General features: G+C 67.1%; 16 protein-coding genes. 10 read left to right on the plus strand and 6 right to left on the minus strand.

What is annotated here, in order from left to right; translation table 11 throughout:
• Positions 1–5: 5 nt before the first annotated feature.
• From MFF07_RS03015 to MFF07_RS03030, 5 genes are all read left to right on the plus strand, one after another.
• Entirely contained in the window at positions 6–548 is a 543-nt protein-coding gene (locus tag MFF07_RS03015; RefSeq protein WP_147815012.1) for a peptidylprolyl isomerase, read from the plus strand.
• Positions 549–555: 7 nt separating this feature from the next.
• Positions 556–1041, plus strand: a complete 486-nt coding sequence (gene tolA, locus MFF07_RS03020) for a cell envelope integrity protein TolA (protein ID WP_238230633.1) — start codon at positions 556–558, stop codon at positions 1039–1041.
• 204 nt (positions 1042–1245) lie between these two features.
• Positions 1246–1392 (plus strand): UCP034077 family protein, encoded by a 147-nt coding sequence (locus MFF07_RS22795; RefSeq protein ID WP_505744261.1) that lies wholly within the window; start codon positions 1246–1248, stop codon positions 1390–1392.
• A gap of 12 nt (positions 1393–1404) precedes the next feature.
• Positions 1405–1866 (plus strand): peptidylprolyl isomerase, encoded by a 462-nt coding sequence (locus MFF07_RS03025; protein ID WP_147815014.1) that lies wholly within the window; start codon positions 1405–1407, stop codon positions 1864–1866.
• A gap of 132 nt (positions 1867–1998) precedes the next feature.
• A complete protein-coding gene (locus tag MFF07_RS03030) occupies positions 1999–2745 on the plus strand; it encodes a spermidine synthase (RefSeq protein WP_238230635.1) in 747 nt (248 codons plus the stop codon).
• Between the two features lie 14 nt (positions 2746–2759).
• Here the strand turns inward: MFF07_RS03030 and mobA are convergent, their stop codons facing one another.
• The 3 genes from mobA to MFF07_RS03045 form a co-directional block, all read right to left on the minus strand.
• Complete coding sequence (mobA, locus tag MFF07_RS03035; RefSeq protein WP_147815018.1) at positions 2760–3392, minus strand: molybdenum cofactor guanylyltransferase MobA; 633 nt, start codon at positions 3390–3392, stop codon at positions 2760–2762.
• Positions 3393–3402: 10 nt separating this feature from the next.
• Positions 3403–4536, minus strand: coding sequence for an Mrp/NBP35 family ATP-binding protein (locus tag MFF07_RS03040; RefSeq protein WP_147815020.1), 1134 nt, complete (start codon positions 4534–4536; stop codon positions 3403–3405).
• Between the two features lie 103 nt (positions 4537–4639).
• Positions 4640–4918: a hypothetical protein gene (locus MFF07_RS03045; RefSeq protein WP_147815130.1), complete on the minus strand. Its 279-nt coding sequence runs from the start codon at positions 4916–4918 to the stop codon at positions 4640–4642.
• A 120-nt stretch (positions 4919–5038) separates the two neighbouring features.
• Here MFF07_RS03045 and MFF07_RS03050 point away from each other — a divergent pair, with 120 nt between their 5' ends.
• The 5 genes from MFF07_RS03050 (at position 5039) to purQ (ending at position 9713) form a co-directional block, all read left to right on the plus strand.
• Positions 5039–5542 carry a pyridoxamine 5'-phosphate oxidase family protein gene (locus tag MFF07_RS03050; RefSeq protein ID WP_147815022.1) on the plus strand — a complete coding sequence of 168 codons (504 nt, stop codon included), beginning with the start codon at positions 5039–5041 and terminating at the stop codon, positions 5540–5542.
• Positions 5543–5687: 145 nt separating this feature from the next.
• Positions 5688–6980, plus strand: a complete 1293-nt coding sequence (gene pncB / locus MFF07_RS03055) for a nicotinate phosphoribosyltransferase (RefSeq protein WP_147815024.1) — start codon at positions 5688–5690, stop codon at positions 6978–6980.
• 103 nt (positions 6981–7083) lie between these two features.
• On the plus strand, positions 7084–8655 hold the full coding sequence (gene guaA, locus MFF07_RS03060; RefSeq protein WP_147815026.1) for a glutamine-hydrolyzing GMP synthase: 1572 nt from the start codon (positions 7084–7086) through the stop codon (positions 8653–8655).
• A 135-nt stretch (positions 8656–8790) separates the two neighbouring features.
• On the plus strand, positions 8791–9033 hold the full coding sequence (gene purS / locus MFF07_RS03065; RefSeq protein WP_147815028.1) for a phosphoribosylformylglycinamidine synthase subunit PurS: 243 nt from the start codon (positions 8791–8793) through the stop codon (positions 9031–9033).
• The gene (purQ, locus tag MFF07_RS03070) at positions 9033–9713 is read left to right on the plus strand and encodes a phosphoribosylformylglycinamidine synthase subunit PurQ (protein ID WP_147815030.1); all 681 of its coding nucleotides are present in this window, start codon (positions 9033–9035) and stop codon (positions 9711–9713) included. Before purS ends, purQ begins: the two co-directional genes overlap by 1 nt.
• Positions 9714–9772: 59 nt before the next feature.
• On the opposite strand, the gene MFF07_RS03075 is transcribed toward purQ, so the two are convergent.
• The 3 genes from MFF07_RS03075 to MFF07_RS03085 form a co-directional block, all read right to left on the minus strand.
• Complete coding sequence (locus tag MFF07_RS03075; RefSeq protein ID WP_147815032.1) at positions 9773–10318, minus strand: adenine phosphoribosyltransferase; 546 nt, start codon at positions 10316–10318, stop codon at positions 9773–9775.
• Between the two features lie 71 nt (positions 10319–10389).
• On the minus strand, positions 10390–10626 hold the full coding sequence (locus MFF07_RS03080) for a hypothetical protein (protein ID WP_147815132.1): 237 nt from the start codon (positions 10624–10626) through the stop codon (positions 10390–10392).
• A 59-nt stretch (positions 10627–10685) separates the two neighbouring features.
• Positions 10686–11492 carry an inositol monophosphatase family protein gene (locus tag MFF07_RS03085; protein WP_147815034.1) on the minus strand — a complete coding sequence of 269 codons (807 nt, stop codon included), beginning with the start codon at positions 11490–11492 and terminating at the stop codon, positions 10686–10688.
• Between the last annotated feature and the right edge of the window lie 133 nt (positions 11493–11625).

Raw genomic sequence — 11625 nt, forward strand, 5'->3', positions numbered from 1 at the left:
CCATTATGAACCGCCGGCTTGCCGTCCTCACGCTCGCGCTGACCGCCGCGCTCGGGCTGTCCGCGCCCGCGCGGGCAGCGGATTCCAACACCGTCTACCTCGAGACCAAGGATGGTCGCGTCACGATCGAGCTACGTCCCGAGATTGCACCGAAGCACGTCAAGCAAATGAAGACTTTGATCGGCAAGGGCTTTTACGACGGCCTGAAGTTCCATCGCGTCATGGACGGCTTCATGGCGCAGACCGGTGACCCCAAAGGCAACGGCACCGGCGGATCGAGCTTGCCGAACATCCCGGCCGAGTTCTCTTCCGCGCCGTTCAAGCGCGGCACCCTCGGCATGGCCCGCTCGGGCGATCCGAATTCCGCGAACTCGCAGTTCTTCATCTGCCTCGGTGATTCGCCGTTCCTCAACGGCCAGTACACCGTCGTCGGCGTCGTCACGAGCGGCATGGATGTCGTCGACAAGATCAAGAAGGCGGATCCCGGTGCACAGGGCGGCGCCGTGACGAACCCCGACAAGATCGTCTCGCTGAAGCTCGCGAACTGAGCGGGCGATGCGCCGGCTCGCTGCCATCTCGGTGATGGTCGCGGCGCTGCCGGCGTCGGCACTTGGCTACGGCCCGCTCCAGCCGCCCCTCAGCCTGCCCGATACCCTGCGCGGTACCGTCCAGGTTCCGCTGCAGGGCATGGCCGGGGGCGAAAAGCCTGTCGGCGGCAAACCGATCGATACCCTGCGCGACCTGTTTCCGGCGCTTGCCGCCTGCTGGCAGGCGCCGGAGGGGCTGGCCAAATTCGAACGCACGGAGATCACCGTGCGCTTCAGCCTGCGCCGGGACGGCTCGGTGATCGGAAGCCCGCGGATCACCTTCTCGCAGACGCCCGCCGACGCGCGCGGCAAGGCGCTTCTGATCGAAGCGAGCCTCTCTGCTGTCCGCCGCTGCACGCCGGCCCGGATCACGCCGGCTCTTGGCGGCGCCATTGCCGGGCGGCCGCTGGCGCTGCGCTTCGTCTACGAAGGCCCCAAGGGCCGGGGTGTCTGAGCGGTGCGACGGGCGCGATCCCTATGGTGCAGCAACGTCATGGGTAGAGTCCTGGCGAGCTTTGCAGCGCCACGAGTGCCTGCCGTCATGCGCCATACGATGGCGAAAGACGTGATGGGGTTGAGATCATCGTCCAGCTCATCCTAAACGACGCTGGCATGATCGGCGGCATTCTTCGACACCCCCTTCGTTGCCAGCGTTCCGATACCGACTGCGCGAGCGAACCTCGTCGCGGCAACCATGGCGTCCCTTCGAACCTGCACGCCCGTGCGAATCTCCCATGCTATGGCGGGCCGACTCGCCGGGCATATGATCGTCCTGCATCTCATCGACCGAAGACCGAAACCGTAAGGATCCGAAAGCATGGCTGAAACCAACGAGACCATCGTCCTGGAGACGACGAAGGGCCGCGTCGTGATCGCACTGCGCGCCGACCTCGCGCCGAACCATGTCGAGCGCATCAAGACGCTGGTCGGCCAGGGCTTCTATGACGGCGTGCCGTTCCACCGGGTCATCGACGGCTTCATGGCCCAGACCGGCGACCCGACCGGCACCGGCTCGGGCGGCTCCGAGCTTCCCGACCTGAACGCCGAGTTCAACGCCGAGCCGCACGTGCGCGGCACCTGCTCGATGGCGCGGACCAACTTCCCGCACTCGGCGAATTCTCAGTTCTTCATCTGCTTCGACAACGCCCGCTTCCTCGACAAGCAATACACCGTCTGGGGCAAGGTCGTCGAAGGGATGGACGTGGTCGACAGCCTGAACAAGGGCGAGCCGCCGCGCTCGCCGGACAAGATGGTCAAGGTGACCGTAGCAACCGCTTGAGCTATCTGAGTTTTCGCGGCGGCGAGGTCTCTCGCCGCCGCCGGCACGGTTGAACGCAGCGTTCTCGATCATGCGCCATCGGCTCGGTGATCCGCCTTCCTATGGTTTCACGCGCCGCAGCGAGTTTTTTCCATGATCCCCTGGGTTCATCTCGATACCGGCACCGTGCCCGGTGAGGACAGCACGCTGCGTCTGATGCGGCGCGGCGACGAGTTTTCCATCGTCGTCGGCACCATCGAACTCATGAACAACCGCCTCAGCGCCTCGGAGAAGGCGCTGGCGAACCTCGTCTGCGAACGCCTGCGCGGCCGGCCTCGCGTCCGCATGCTGATCGGCGGCCTGGGCATGGGCTTCACGTTGCGTGCCGCCCTCGACGACCTCGGCCCGGATGCCGCGATCGTCGTCGCCGAACTGGTGCCCGCCGTCGCCGCCTGGGCGCGCGGTCCCCTCTCCCATATCTTCGCCGGCATCCTCGACGATCCTCGAGTCGACCTGCGCGTGGACGATGTCGGCCGCCAGATTCGGCTGAAACCGGCGCAGTACGACGCGATCCTCCTTGATGTCGATAACGGCCCCGAGGGCCTGATGCGCCGCGAGAACGATCGTCTCTACGGCGTCGACGGGATCGGCCAGGCCCGCGCCGCGCTCCGCCCCGGCGGCATCCTCGGCGTCTGGTCGCAAGGGCCGGACCGGATGTTCAAGTCCCGCCTCGAGCGCTCGGGCTTCGCGGTCGAGGAGGTACGCGTGCGCGCCAACGGAGGCAGCGGCCGCCGTCACGTCCTCTGGATCGCCGCCCGGACGGGAGGGGTGCAGCCCGATGCCCGGCGCGGCGCCTCACGGAGTTCGCGGCCCCGCCTCGGCCGCGCAGCCGCCGGCTGAGCGGGATCGCAGCGTCAGAGCCGCGATGCCGCAGCTGTATCCTTTAGAATCGCCTCGGCGGCCGCAAGGTCGGCGGGCGCGTTGACGTTGAGGAACGGATCGACCGGCTCGACGGGCCATTCGGAGATCGCGCTGCCGTGGCGCGCAATGAAGGCACCGAGGCGGCGCTCATCCCGTTCGCCAAGCGCAGCGCATAGGTCGCCGCGCAACGAGACGGGCCAGAGCGCGACGGCATAGTGATCGCGCCCGCCCGAAGCGGCGACGGCGATCGGGCAGCTGTCGTTCAACGCTCGATGCAGCCGCGCGACGAGATCCGGCGGCAGGAACGGCGTGTCGCTCGCCACGCTGACGACGTGGCTCACTCCCGGACGATGCCCGGCGGCGAAGTCGAGCCCCGCCAAAATGCCCGCAAGCGGTCCGGGATGGCCGCCGACGCTGTCGGGCAGGACCGGGCCTGCGAATTCGCGAAAGCGAGCCGGATCGCCGTTGGCGCTCAGCACCAGCCCGGCGGCGCATTGCGGCCCCAGCCGCTCCACCACGCGGTCGAGTAGGGTGCGGCCGCCGAGCCGAAGGAGCGGCTTGTCTCCTCCCCCCATCCGACGGGCGAGGCCGCCGGCCAGGATCACGCCGAGGGTCGGCGGCGTCATGGCGGGCGCGCTACTCGATGACGATGCGCGGCGCCGTACGGCCGGCCGGCGCTCCACTCAGGTTCGCCCAGAGCGTTTGAGCGATGTCGCGATAGATCTTGGCCTGCGGACCGTCCGGGTCCGTGGCGACGACCGGCCGGCCGGCGTCCGAGGTTTCGCGGATCGCCATGGTCAGCGGCACTTCGCCGAGGAACGGCACATCAAGCCGCGCCGCCTCCGCCCGCGCCCCGCCATGCCCGAAGATGTCGGAGGCGTGGCCGCAATTCGGGCAGATGAAAGTCGCCATATTCTCGACGATGCCGAGAATCGGCACCGAGACCTTCTTGAACATGGTCACGCCGCGCCGCGCATCGATCAGCGCCAGATCCTGCGGCGTCGAGACGATGACGGCGCCGGCCAGCGGCGTCGCCTGGGCCATGGTGAGTTGGGCGTCGCCGGTGCCGGGCGGCATATCGACGATGAGGATGTCGAGCTCGCCCCAGGCTACGTCGCGCAGCATCTGCGTGATGGCCGACTGCACCATCGGCCCGCGCCAGATCATCGCGGATTCCGCCTCGATCAGGAAACCGATCGACATGACCTTGAGGCCGTAGCCCTGCATGGGCTCCAGGGTCTTGCCCTCGATCACCCGGGGCTTGCCGGAGATGCCCAGCAGTTTCGGCATCGACGGGCCGTAGATGTCGGCATCGAGCATACCGACCCGCAGGCCCTGGGCGTGGAGCGCCAGAGCGAGGTTGCAGGCCGTCGTGGACTTGCCGACGCCGCCCTTGCCGGAGGCGACGGCGACGATGTGCTTGACGCCCGGCAACGCCGCGCCTGTGCGCGGCGGAGGCAGAGGCGTGCCCGGGCCGGGGCCGGATTGCTGCGGAGCCTGGGGCGGCGGCGCGTTCGGGCCACGCTCCGAGGTGAGGCTGGCGAAGACGCCGGAGACGCCGGGCATAGCAAGCACGCATCCCTCGGCCTCGCGACGCACGGTCTCGAAGCGCTCGGCCTCGCTCGGATCGATCAGGATCGAGAACATCACGCGGTTCGTCGCATCGACGACGACCTGCGAGAGCCGGCCGGAACCGGGCAGCGTCGTGCCGCCGCGATCGATCTTCACGGTCGACAGCGCATTGATCACGTCGTCACGGGTGATCGCCAAGGCATACTCCTCGCAGGCGACTGGCCCGCTCTCATCGGTCTTCTGGATGTACCGCCCATGTAACCCCGTGCGCCCGAAACGCCAGCCCGAACCGGAGCTTGCGTCACCGACGCTGTGACGGCGGAATCGCGATGAGATTGCACTGCTCCATCGGCCCACGCACTATCGAGCCGTCGCCGCGGCGATAGACTCCGTTCCGGACATGGCGGCAGCCCGACGGACCCGGAAGGCGCCTCACGCGCTCGATGTGCACGCTACGATAGCGACGGTTCGAAAAATCATGGCCGCCGATCTGCACACCAGGGCCAAACCGGACTTCGGCTGAAGCCGGCAAGGCCAGCAGCGCTCCGACCAAAACCGCGGCGACATGCGCTGGCTGCAGCGCCAACCACGCGCGTTTGCACCTGAACCAACCCGCCGCACGCCCGTTGTCGAGGCGCATTCCGGATGGCCGTCGCCGATGGCGGTCACGTCCGGGCACGGAGTTGGAGAGTTCAGACCCATGCATCAGGGCAATCACCGCGACCACGAAGGCGCGAAAAAGCTCTTCGAACTGATCAAGGACGTTAAGATCGCGATGATGACGACCGCCGATCCCGACGGCACGCTCAACAGCCGGCCGATGTGGAACAACGATGCCGACGAGAACGGCGACTTGTGGTTCTTCACCAAGCTGCACTCGCCGAAGACCGCCGAGATCAGCCGCGACAACCAGATCAACCTCAGCTTCTCCGATCCCTCGAAGCAGCATTACGTCTCGGTCGCCGGCAAGGCCGAGATCGTCACCGACCAATCGGTGATCGACTCGAAGTGGAATGCCAGCCTGAAGACTTGGTTCCCGAACGGCAAGGACGACCCGGAAGTGGCGCTGATCCGCGTCCATCCCGAGCAGGGCGAGTACTGGGACAGCCCCAACAGCACGATGGTCCACCTCTACGGCTTCGTGAAGGCCACGCTGACCGGCGAGAGCCCGAAGACGGAGACGAAGAAGGTCGATCTGGCCTGAGCGTGGCATAGACGGCGGCAATACGATGGGGCGGCGCTTCGAGGGGAGTGCCGCCCCATCGCGTTGACTTCGGCCTTGATCGACGGAAAGCCTCTCGTGGTGGCTGCCGGGTTTCGGCGCCGGACAGGGGTGCCGACCAAACGCGATGCTCGACCTCGCCACCCGCGCCCACGATCACAACTTCCGCATCGATCCGATCGTCCGGTCGCTGCTCGACACCGATTTCTACAAACTGTTGATGGCGCAGACGATCTTTCGCCGCCATCGCGACGTCGCCGTCACCTTCGGCATCCACAACCGAACGACCCGAATCCGCATCGCCGACGAGATCGACGCGGGCGAGTTGCGCGAGCAGCTTGACCATGCGCGCACGCTCCGGCTGTCGCGGGGCGAATCGACGTGGCTTCGCGGCAACGCCTTCTACGGGAAGCGCCGGATGTTCTCGGCCGAGTTCCTGGACTGGCTCGAGGGCTTCCAGCTGCCCGACTACGAACTCGCGGCGCGCGACGGCCAGTACGAGCTGACCTTCCACGGCCCCTGGATCGAGACCACTATGTGGGAGGTGCCGGCGCTGGCAATCCTCAACGAGCTGCGCTCGCGGGCAGTGCTGCGCGATCTCGGCAAGCTCGACCTGCAGGTGGTGTATGCCCGCGCGATGACGCGGGTCTGGGAGAAGATCGAGCGCCTGCACCGGTTGGCCGATCTCTCGATCGCCGATTTCGGCACCCGCCGCCGCCACGGCTTCCTCTGGCAGGACTGGTGCGTGCAGGCGATGGCGGAGGGCTTGGGCTCCCGCTTCCTCGGCACCTCCAACTGCCTGATCGCATTGCGCCGCGAGGTCGAGGCCGTTGGCACGAACGCGCACGAATTGCCGATGGTCTATGCCGCATTGGCGGATGACGACGCGGCCCTGGCGCAGGCCCCCTACGACGTCCTCGCCGACTGGCAGCAGGACTATGAGAGCAACCTGCTCGTCGCCCTGCCGGACACCTACGGCACCACCGGCTTTCTCGCAGGCGCGCCGGACTGGCTGACGGACTGGACCGGCATCCGCATCGACTCGAAGGATCCGATCGAAGGCGGCGAGGAAGCGATCCGCTTCTGGCGCTCCCGCGGCGCCGACCCGCGCGAAAAACTCGCGATCTTTTCGGACGGGCTCGATGTCGACGCGATCGAGACGATCCACGCGCATTTCCACGGGCGCGTGCGGATCGGCTACGGCTGGGGCACCCTGCTCACCAACGATTTTCGCGGCTTCGTGCCGGACGGACGGCTCGATCCGGTTTCGATCGTCTGCAAGGTGATCGAGACGGATGGCCGCCCGACCGTGAAGATCTCGGACAACCCATCGAAGGCCCAGGGGCCGGCGGCGGAGGTTGAACGCTACAAGCGGGTGTTTGGGGTCGGCGAGCAGATGGTGCAGCCGGTCGTGGTCTGACGCTATCCCCGGCCCATCGACCCTGCATGGAGCCCGTGCGGCCCCTCGCGTTGCACCGCCCGGAGCGCTCGTCTAACCCGGTCGGCGACACGCCCGAGGCCCCATGACGTCCCTGCTCGACACCTCCCATCACGACAAGATCCTGATCGTCGATTTCGGCTCGCAGGTGACGCAGCTCATCGCGCGCCGCGTGCGCGAGGAGGGCGTCTATTGCGAGATCGTGCCGTTCACGAAGGCCGACGCGGCCTTCGACGAGCACCGGCCGAAGGGCGTGATCCTCTCCGGCGGTCCGGAATCGGTCACCAGTGAGTTGTCGCCGCGCGCCCCGCAAAAGATCTTCGAGGCCGGCATCCCGGTGCTCGGCATCTGCTACGGCCAGCAGACCATGGCAGCCCAGCTCGGCGGCGAGGTCGAGGCCGGACACCATGCCGAGTTCGGCCGAGCCGAAGTCGAGATTCTGTCCGACTCGCCCCTATTCGAGGGCGTCTGGCATGTCGGCGAAAAGTACCCGGTCTGGATGAGCCACGGTGACCGCGTCACCAAGCTGCCCGAGGGTTTTGCCACCATCGCGATGTCGCGCAACGCGCCCTTCGCCGCCGTGGCGGACGAGTCGCGAAAGTACTACGCTGTACAGTTCCACCCCGAGGTGCACCACACCCCGCACGGCGCCCTGCTGATCCGCAACTTCGTGCGCGACATCGCGGGCTGCTCGGGCGACTGGACCATGGGTGCCTACCGCGAGGAGGCGATCCAGAAAATCCGCGAGCAGGTCGGCTCCGAGAAAGTGATTTGCGGGCTCTCCGGCGGCGTCGATTCCTCCGTGGCGGCAGTGCTGATCCACGAGGCGATCGGCGAGCAGCTGACCTGCGTCTTCGTCGACCACGGCCTGCTGCGGCAGGGCGAGGGCGAGGAGGTCGTCCGACTGTTTCGCGACCACTACAACATCCCGCTCGTGCACGTGCAGGCGCAGGACATGTTCATCGACGCGCTCGAAGGCGTCGACGACCCGGAGGTCAAGCGCAAGACGATCGGCCGTCTGTTCATCGACGTATTCGACGCGGAGGCGAAGAAGCTCGGTGGCGCCGGCTTTCTCGCCCAGGGCACGCTCTACCCAGACGTGATCGAAAGCGTGTCGTTCTCCGGTGGCCCCTCGGTGACGATCAAGAGCCACCACAATGTCGGCGGCCTGCCCGAGCGCATGAACATGAAGCTCGTCGAGCCCCTGCGCGAGCTGTTCAAGGACGAGGTTCGGCTCCTCGGCAAGGAGCTCGGCCTGCCCGAGAGCTTCGTCGGCCGCCACCCTTTCCCCGGCCCCGGCCTCGCGATCCGCTGCCCCGGCATGATCACCCGCGAGAAACTCGAGGCGCTGCGCAAGGCCGACGCGATCTATCTCGACGAGATCCGTCAAGCCGGCCTCTACGACACGATCTGGCAGGCGTTTGCCGTGATCCTGCCGGTGAAGACGGTGGGCGTGATGGGCGACGGCCGCACCTACGACCACGTCTGCGCGCTCCGCGCCGTCACCTCGATCGACGGCATGACCGCCGACTTCCACCCCTTCGAGATGGCCTTCCTCGGCCGCGTCGCGACACGGATCATCAACGAGGTGAAGGGCATCAACCGGGTGACCTACGATATCACCTCGAAGCCGCCTGGGACGATCGAGTGGGAGTAGGCCGTCACCGGCGGGGCTGAAACGAGGCAGCCCACAAACCGATCACCCTGTGGCGCCCTTCGTCTCCGCCCTATCCGGCACGCAGCCGAACCGGTATGGAGAAGGCAACGTCGTCCTCGAAGTTCAAGAGCTCACATGACCAAGGCTCGTATCGTCGTCACCCTGAAGACCGGAGTTTTGGACCCTCAGGGTAAGGCCATCGAGGCCGCCCTGAAGTCCCTCGGTATTCAGGACGTCGGAAGTGTCCGCCAGGGCAAGGTGTTCGACGTCGAGATCAAGGGCGACGACCCGGTCCAGGCCGAAAACACGCTCAAGACTGCTTGCGAGAAGCTTCTGGCGAACACGGTGGTCGAGAACTACTCGATCGAGATCGCCTGATGCGTGCGGCCGTCATCGTCTTCCCCGGCTCCAATCGCGATGCCGACGTCACCCGCGCGCTCACCCTAGCCGGCGCCGAAGTGACGAAGGTCTGGCACGCGGACACCGAGCTGCCGGCCGGAACGGACCTCGCTGTGCTGCCGGGCGGCTTCTCCTACGGCGATTACCTGCGCTGCGGCGCCATCGCCGGGCGTGCGGCCGCGATGGATGCGGTTCGAGCGCATGCGGCCCGCGGCGGCCTCGTGCTCGGCATCTGCAACGGCTTCCAGATCCTGTGCGAATCGGGCCTGCTGCCGGGCGTGCTGATGCGCAACGTCGACCGCCGCTTCATCTGCCACCGGCAGATGCTGCGGGTGGAGCGGGCCGACACGCGCTTCACGGGGGCCTACACCAAGGGTCAGGTCATCGACGTCTGCGTCGCCCATGGCGAGGGCAACTACTTCGCCGATCCCGAGACGGTCGCCCGGCTCGAGGGCGAGGGCCGCATCGCTTTCCGCTACAGCGATGCCGCCGGCGAACTGACGGTGGACGCGAACCGCAACGGCTCGCTGAACGCCATCGCCGGCATCTACTCGGAAAAACTCAACGTGCTCGGGATGATGCCCCACCCCGAAAACTTCGTCGAAGACCTGATCGGCGGAACGGACGGACGCGGCCTGTTCGAGAGTCTCGCCGCCTAACCAGGGTGTCCAGAGGGCTCAGCCCTCCGGCAGGAGCGCGAGGGCAGAGCCCTCGCCGCTCAGTGCCCTTCGAACTCCATGAGGGTCCGCACCGGGACGCCGAGGTCGCGCAGCTTCTGCGCCCCGCCGATTTCCGGCAGGTCGATCACGAAGCAGGCTGCGACGACCTCCGCCCCGAGCTGGCGCAGCAGGTTCACCGCCGCCGTGGCGGTGCCGCCGGTGGCGATGAGGTCGTCGACCAGCAGCACCTTGTCGCCCGGCTTGATCGCGTCGACGTGGATCTCGATCTCGTCGGTGCCGTATTCCAGCGCGTAGGCGAGCGAGACCTTGGTGTGGGGCAGCTTGCCCTTCTTGCGGATCGGCACGAAGCCCGACGAGAGCTGGTGCGCCACCGCGCCGCCGAGGATGAAGCCGCGCGCCTCGATCCCCGCGACCTGATCGATCCGCCCGCCGGCATAGGGATGGACGAGGGAATCGACCGCCCGCCGGAACGAGCGCGGGTCGCTGAGCAGGGTGGTGATATCGCGAAAGACGATGCCCGGCTTCGGGTAATCCGGAATCGAACGGATCGAGTCCTTGAGTGCGCTGTGCTTGCGGGCGTCCATGCGGATCGGCTCTTCGTCTGGAATGTTCAGTGCCGTTTAAGGCAAACGGGATGACCGGCGCCAGACCGGCGTTAACGTCTCATCGATCGGAAGCGACAGTAACCGCCCATGCTCTCGTAGCCGGCAGGGCAGCGGCGAACGCAAGCGCCGGCCGCGTATTTCAGGGGTGGCCTGCAGGCGTTCCGAAAGCGCTTCTCGCCGAAGAGATAGGATTGCGCCGGACTTTGTGCGGATGCCGGGCCAGCCGCGCCGAACGGCAACGCGACGAGGAGGACGAGGACAGCGCTTCGAGTGACGCGGCTGGACATGATGGCTCCGGTGATCACTGATCCGTCGACACGATCCGCGCCGCTCAATTCGGTCGAGGCTACGCGTTCGCCTTGCGCAGGATCGCGATCAGCTCGCGATGCAGTACCTCGTTGCCGGCTGCGACCGACTTCGCCGCCGTCTTGGCGGCCAGGGGCTCGGCGCCGCCGTCGGCGTTGGTGGCGAAGCCGCCGGCCTCGCGCACCAGGATGATGCCGGCCGCGATGTCCCAGGAGTTGATGTCGCGCTCCCAGTAGAAGTCGCTGCGTCCGCAGGCGACGTAGGCGAGATCGAGCGCCGCCGAGCCGAACCGGCGCGCGCCGCCGGTGATCGCCATCACGGCGGCGACCTCCTTCAGCAGGCGGTGCGGGTCGCCGCGGCCGAGATAGGGCGAGCCGTAGGCGACGAGGGCGTCGGCCAGCTCGGAGCGGCCCGAGACGCGCAGGCGGCGGTTGTTCAGGTAAGCGCCCTTGCCGCGCTCGGCCATGAACAGCTCGTCCTTGATCGGATCGTAGATCACGCCCGCGACGACCATTCCGTCGCGCTCGAGCCCGACCGAGATCGCGAAATGCGGGATGCCGTGCAGGAAGTTGGTGGTGCCGTCGAGCGGGTCGACATGCCAGGTGTGACTCTTGTCGGAGCCCTCGATCACGCCGTCCTCTTCGAGCACCAGGCCATAGCCGGGCCGCGCCTTCATCAACGCGTCGCGCAGAATTTCCTCGGCCTTGCGGTCAGCGGCCGAGACGAAGTTGCCGGGGCCCTTGCGCGAGACCTGCAGGTTCTCGACCTCGCCGAAATCGCGCTTGAGGCCGCGGGCGGCCTTGCGCACGGCGTCGACCATGACGGTCATCAGGGGTGAGTTGATCATGCGGCGTCCGTGTCCGGCCCGATGCCGGCGCGCTGGAAAGGATCTGGATTTGAAGGGGTTCTATACGCGTCGCGCCGCAGCGCCATAGGGCCGGGCGATTTTCTGCGCTCGCCGCGCATTGCCCGCGTCATAC

Source organism: Methylobacterium thuringiense (assembly GCF_022179645.1).
Lineage (GTDB): Bacteria > Pseudomonadota > Alphaproteobacteria > Rhizobiales > Beijerinckiaceae > Methylobacterium > Methylobacterium thuringiense.

Bases quoted from the DNA above. Each gene is read 5' to 3' on its own strand.
- MFF07_RS03015 (WP_147815012.1), top strand. From the start codon at position 6: ATGAACCGCCGGCTTGCCGTCCTCACGCTCGCGCTGACCGCCGCGCTC.
- tolA (WP_238230633.1), top strand. From the start codon at position 556: ATGCGCCGGCTCGCTGCCATCTCGGTGATGGTCGCGGCGCTGCCGGCG.
- MFF07_RS03025 (WP_147815014.1), top strand. From the start codon at position 1,405: ATGGCTGAAACCAACGAGACCATCGTCCTGGAGACGACGAAGGGCCGC.
- MFF07_RS03030 (WP_238230635.1), top strand. From the start codon at position 1,999: ATGATCCCCTGGGTTCATCTCGATACCGGCACCGTGCCCGGTGAGGAC.
- mobA (WP_147815018.1), bottom strand. From the start codon at position 3,392: ATGACGCCGCCGACCCTCGGCGTGATCCTGGCCGGCGGCCTCGCCCGT.
- MFF07_RS03050 (WP_147815022.1), top strand. From the start codon at position 5,039: ATGCATCAGGGCAATCACCGCGACCACGAAGGCGCGAAAAAGCTCTTC.
- pncB (WP_147815024.1), top strand. From the start codon at position 5,688: ATGCTCGACCTCGCCACCCGCGCCCACGATCACAACTTCCGCATCGAT.
- guaA (WP_147815026.1), top strand. From the start codon at position 7,084: ATGACGTCCCTGCTCGACACCTCCCATCACGACAAGATCCTGATCGTC.
- purS (WP_147815028.1), top strand. From the start codon at position 8,791: ATGACCAAGGCTCGTATCGTCGTCACCCTGAAGACCGGAGTTTTGGAC.
- purQ (WP_147815030.1), top strand. From the start codon at position 9,033: ATGCGTGCGGCCGTCATCGTCTTCCCCGGCTCCAATCGCGATGCCGAC.
- MFF07_RS03075 (WP_147815032.1), bottom strand. From the start codon at position 10,318: ATGGACGCCCGCAAGCACAGCGCACTCAAGGACTCGATCCGTTCGATT.
- MFF07_RS03080 (WP_147815132.1), bottom strand. From the start codon at position 10,626: ATGTCCAGCCGCGTCACTCGAAGCGCTGTCCTCGTCCTCCTCGTCGCG.
- MFF07_RS03085 (WP_147815034.1), bottom strand. From the start codon at position 11,492: ATGATCAACTCACCCCTGATGACCGTCATGGTCGACGCCGTGCGCAAG.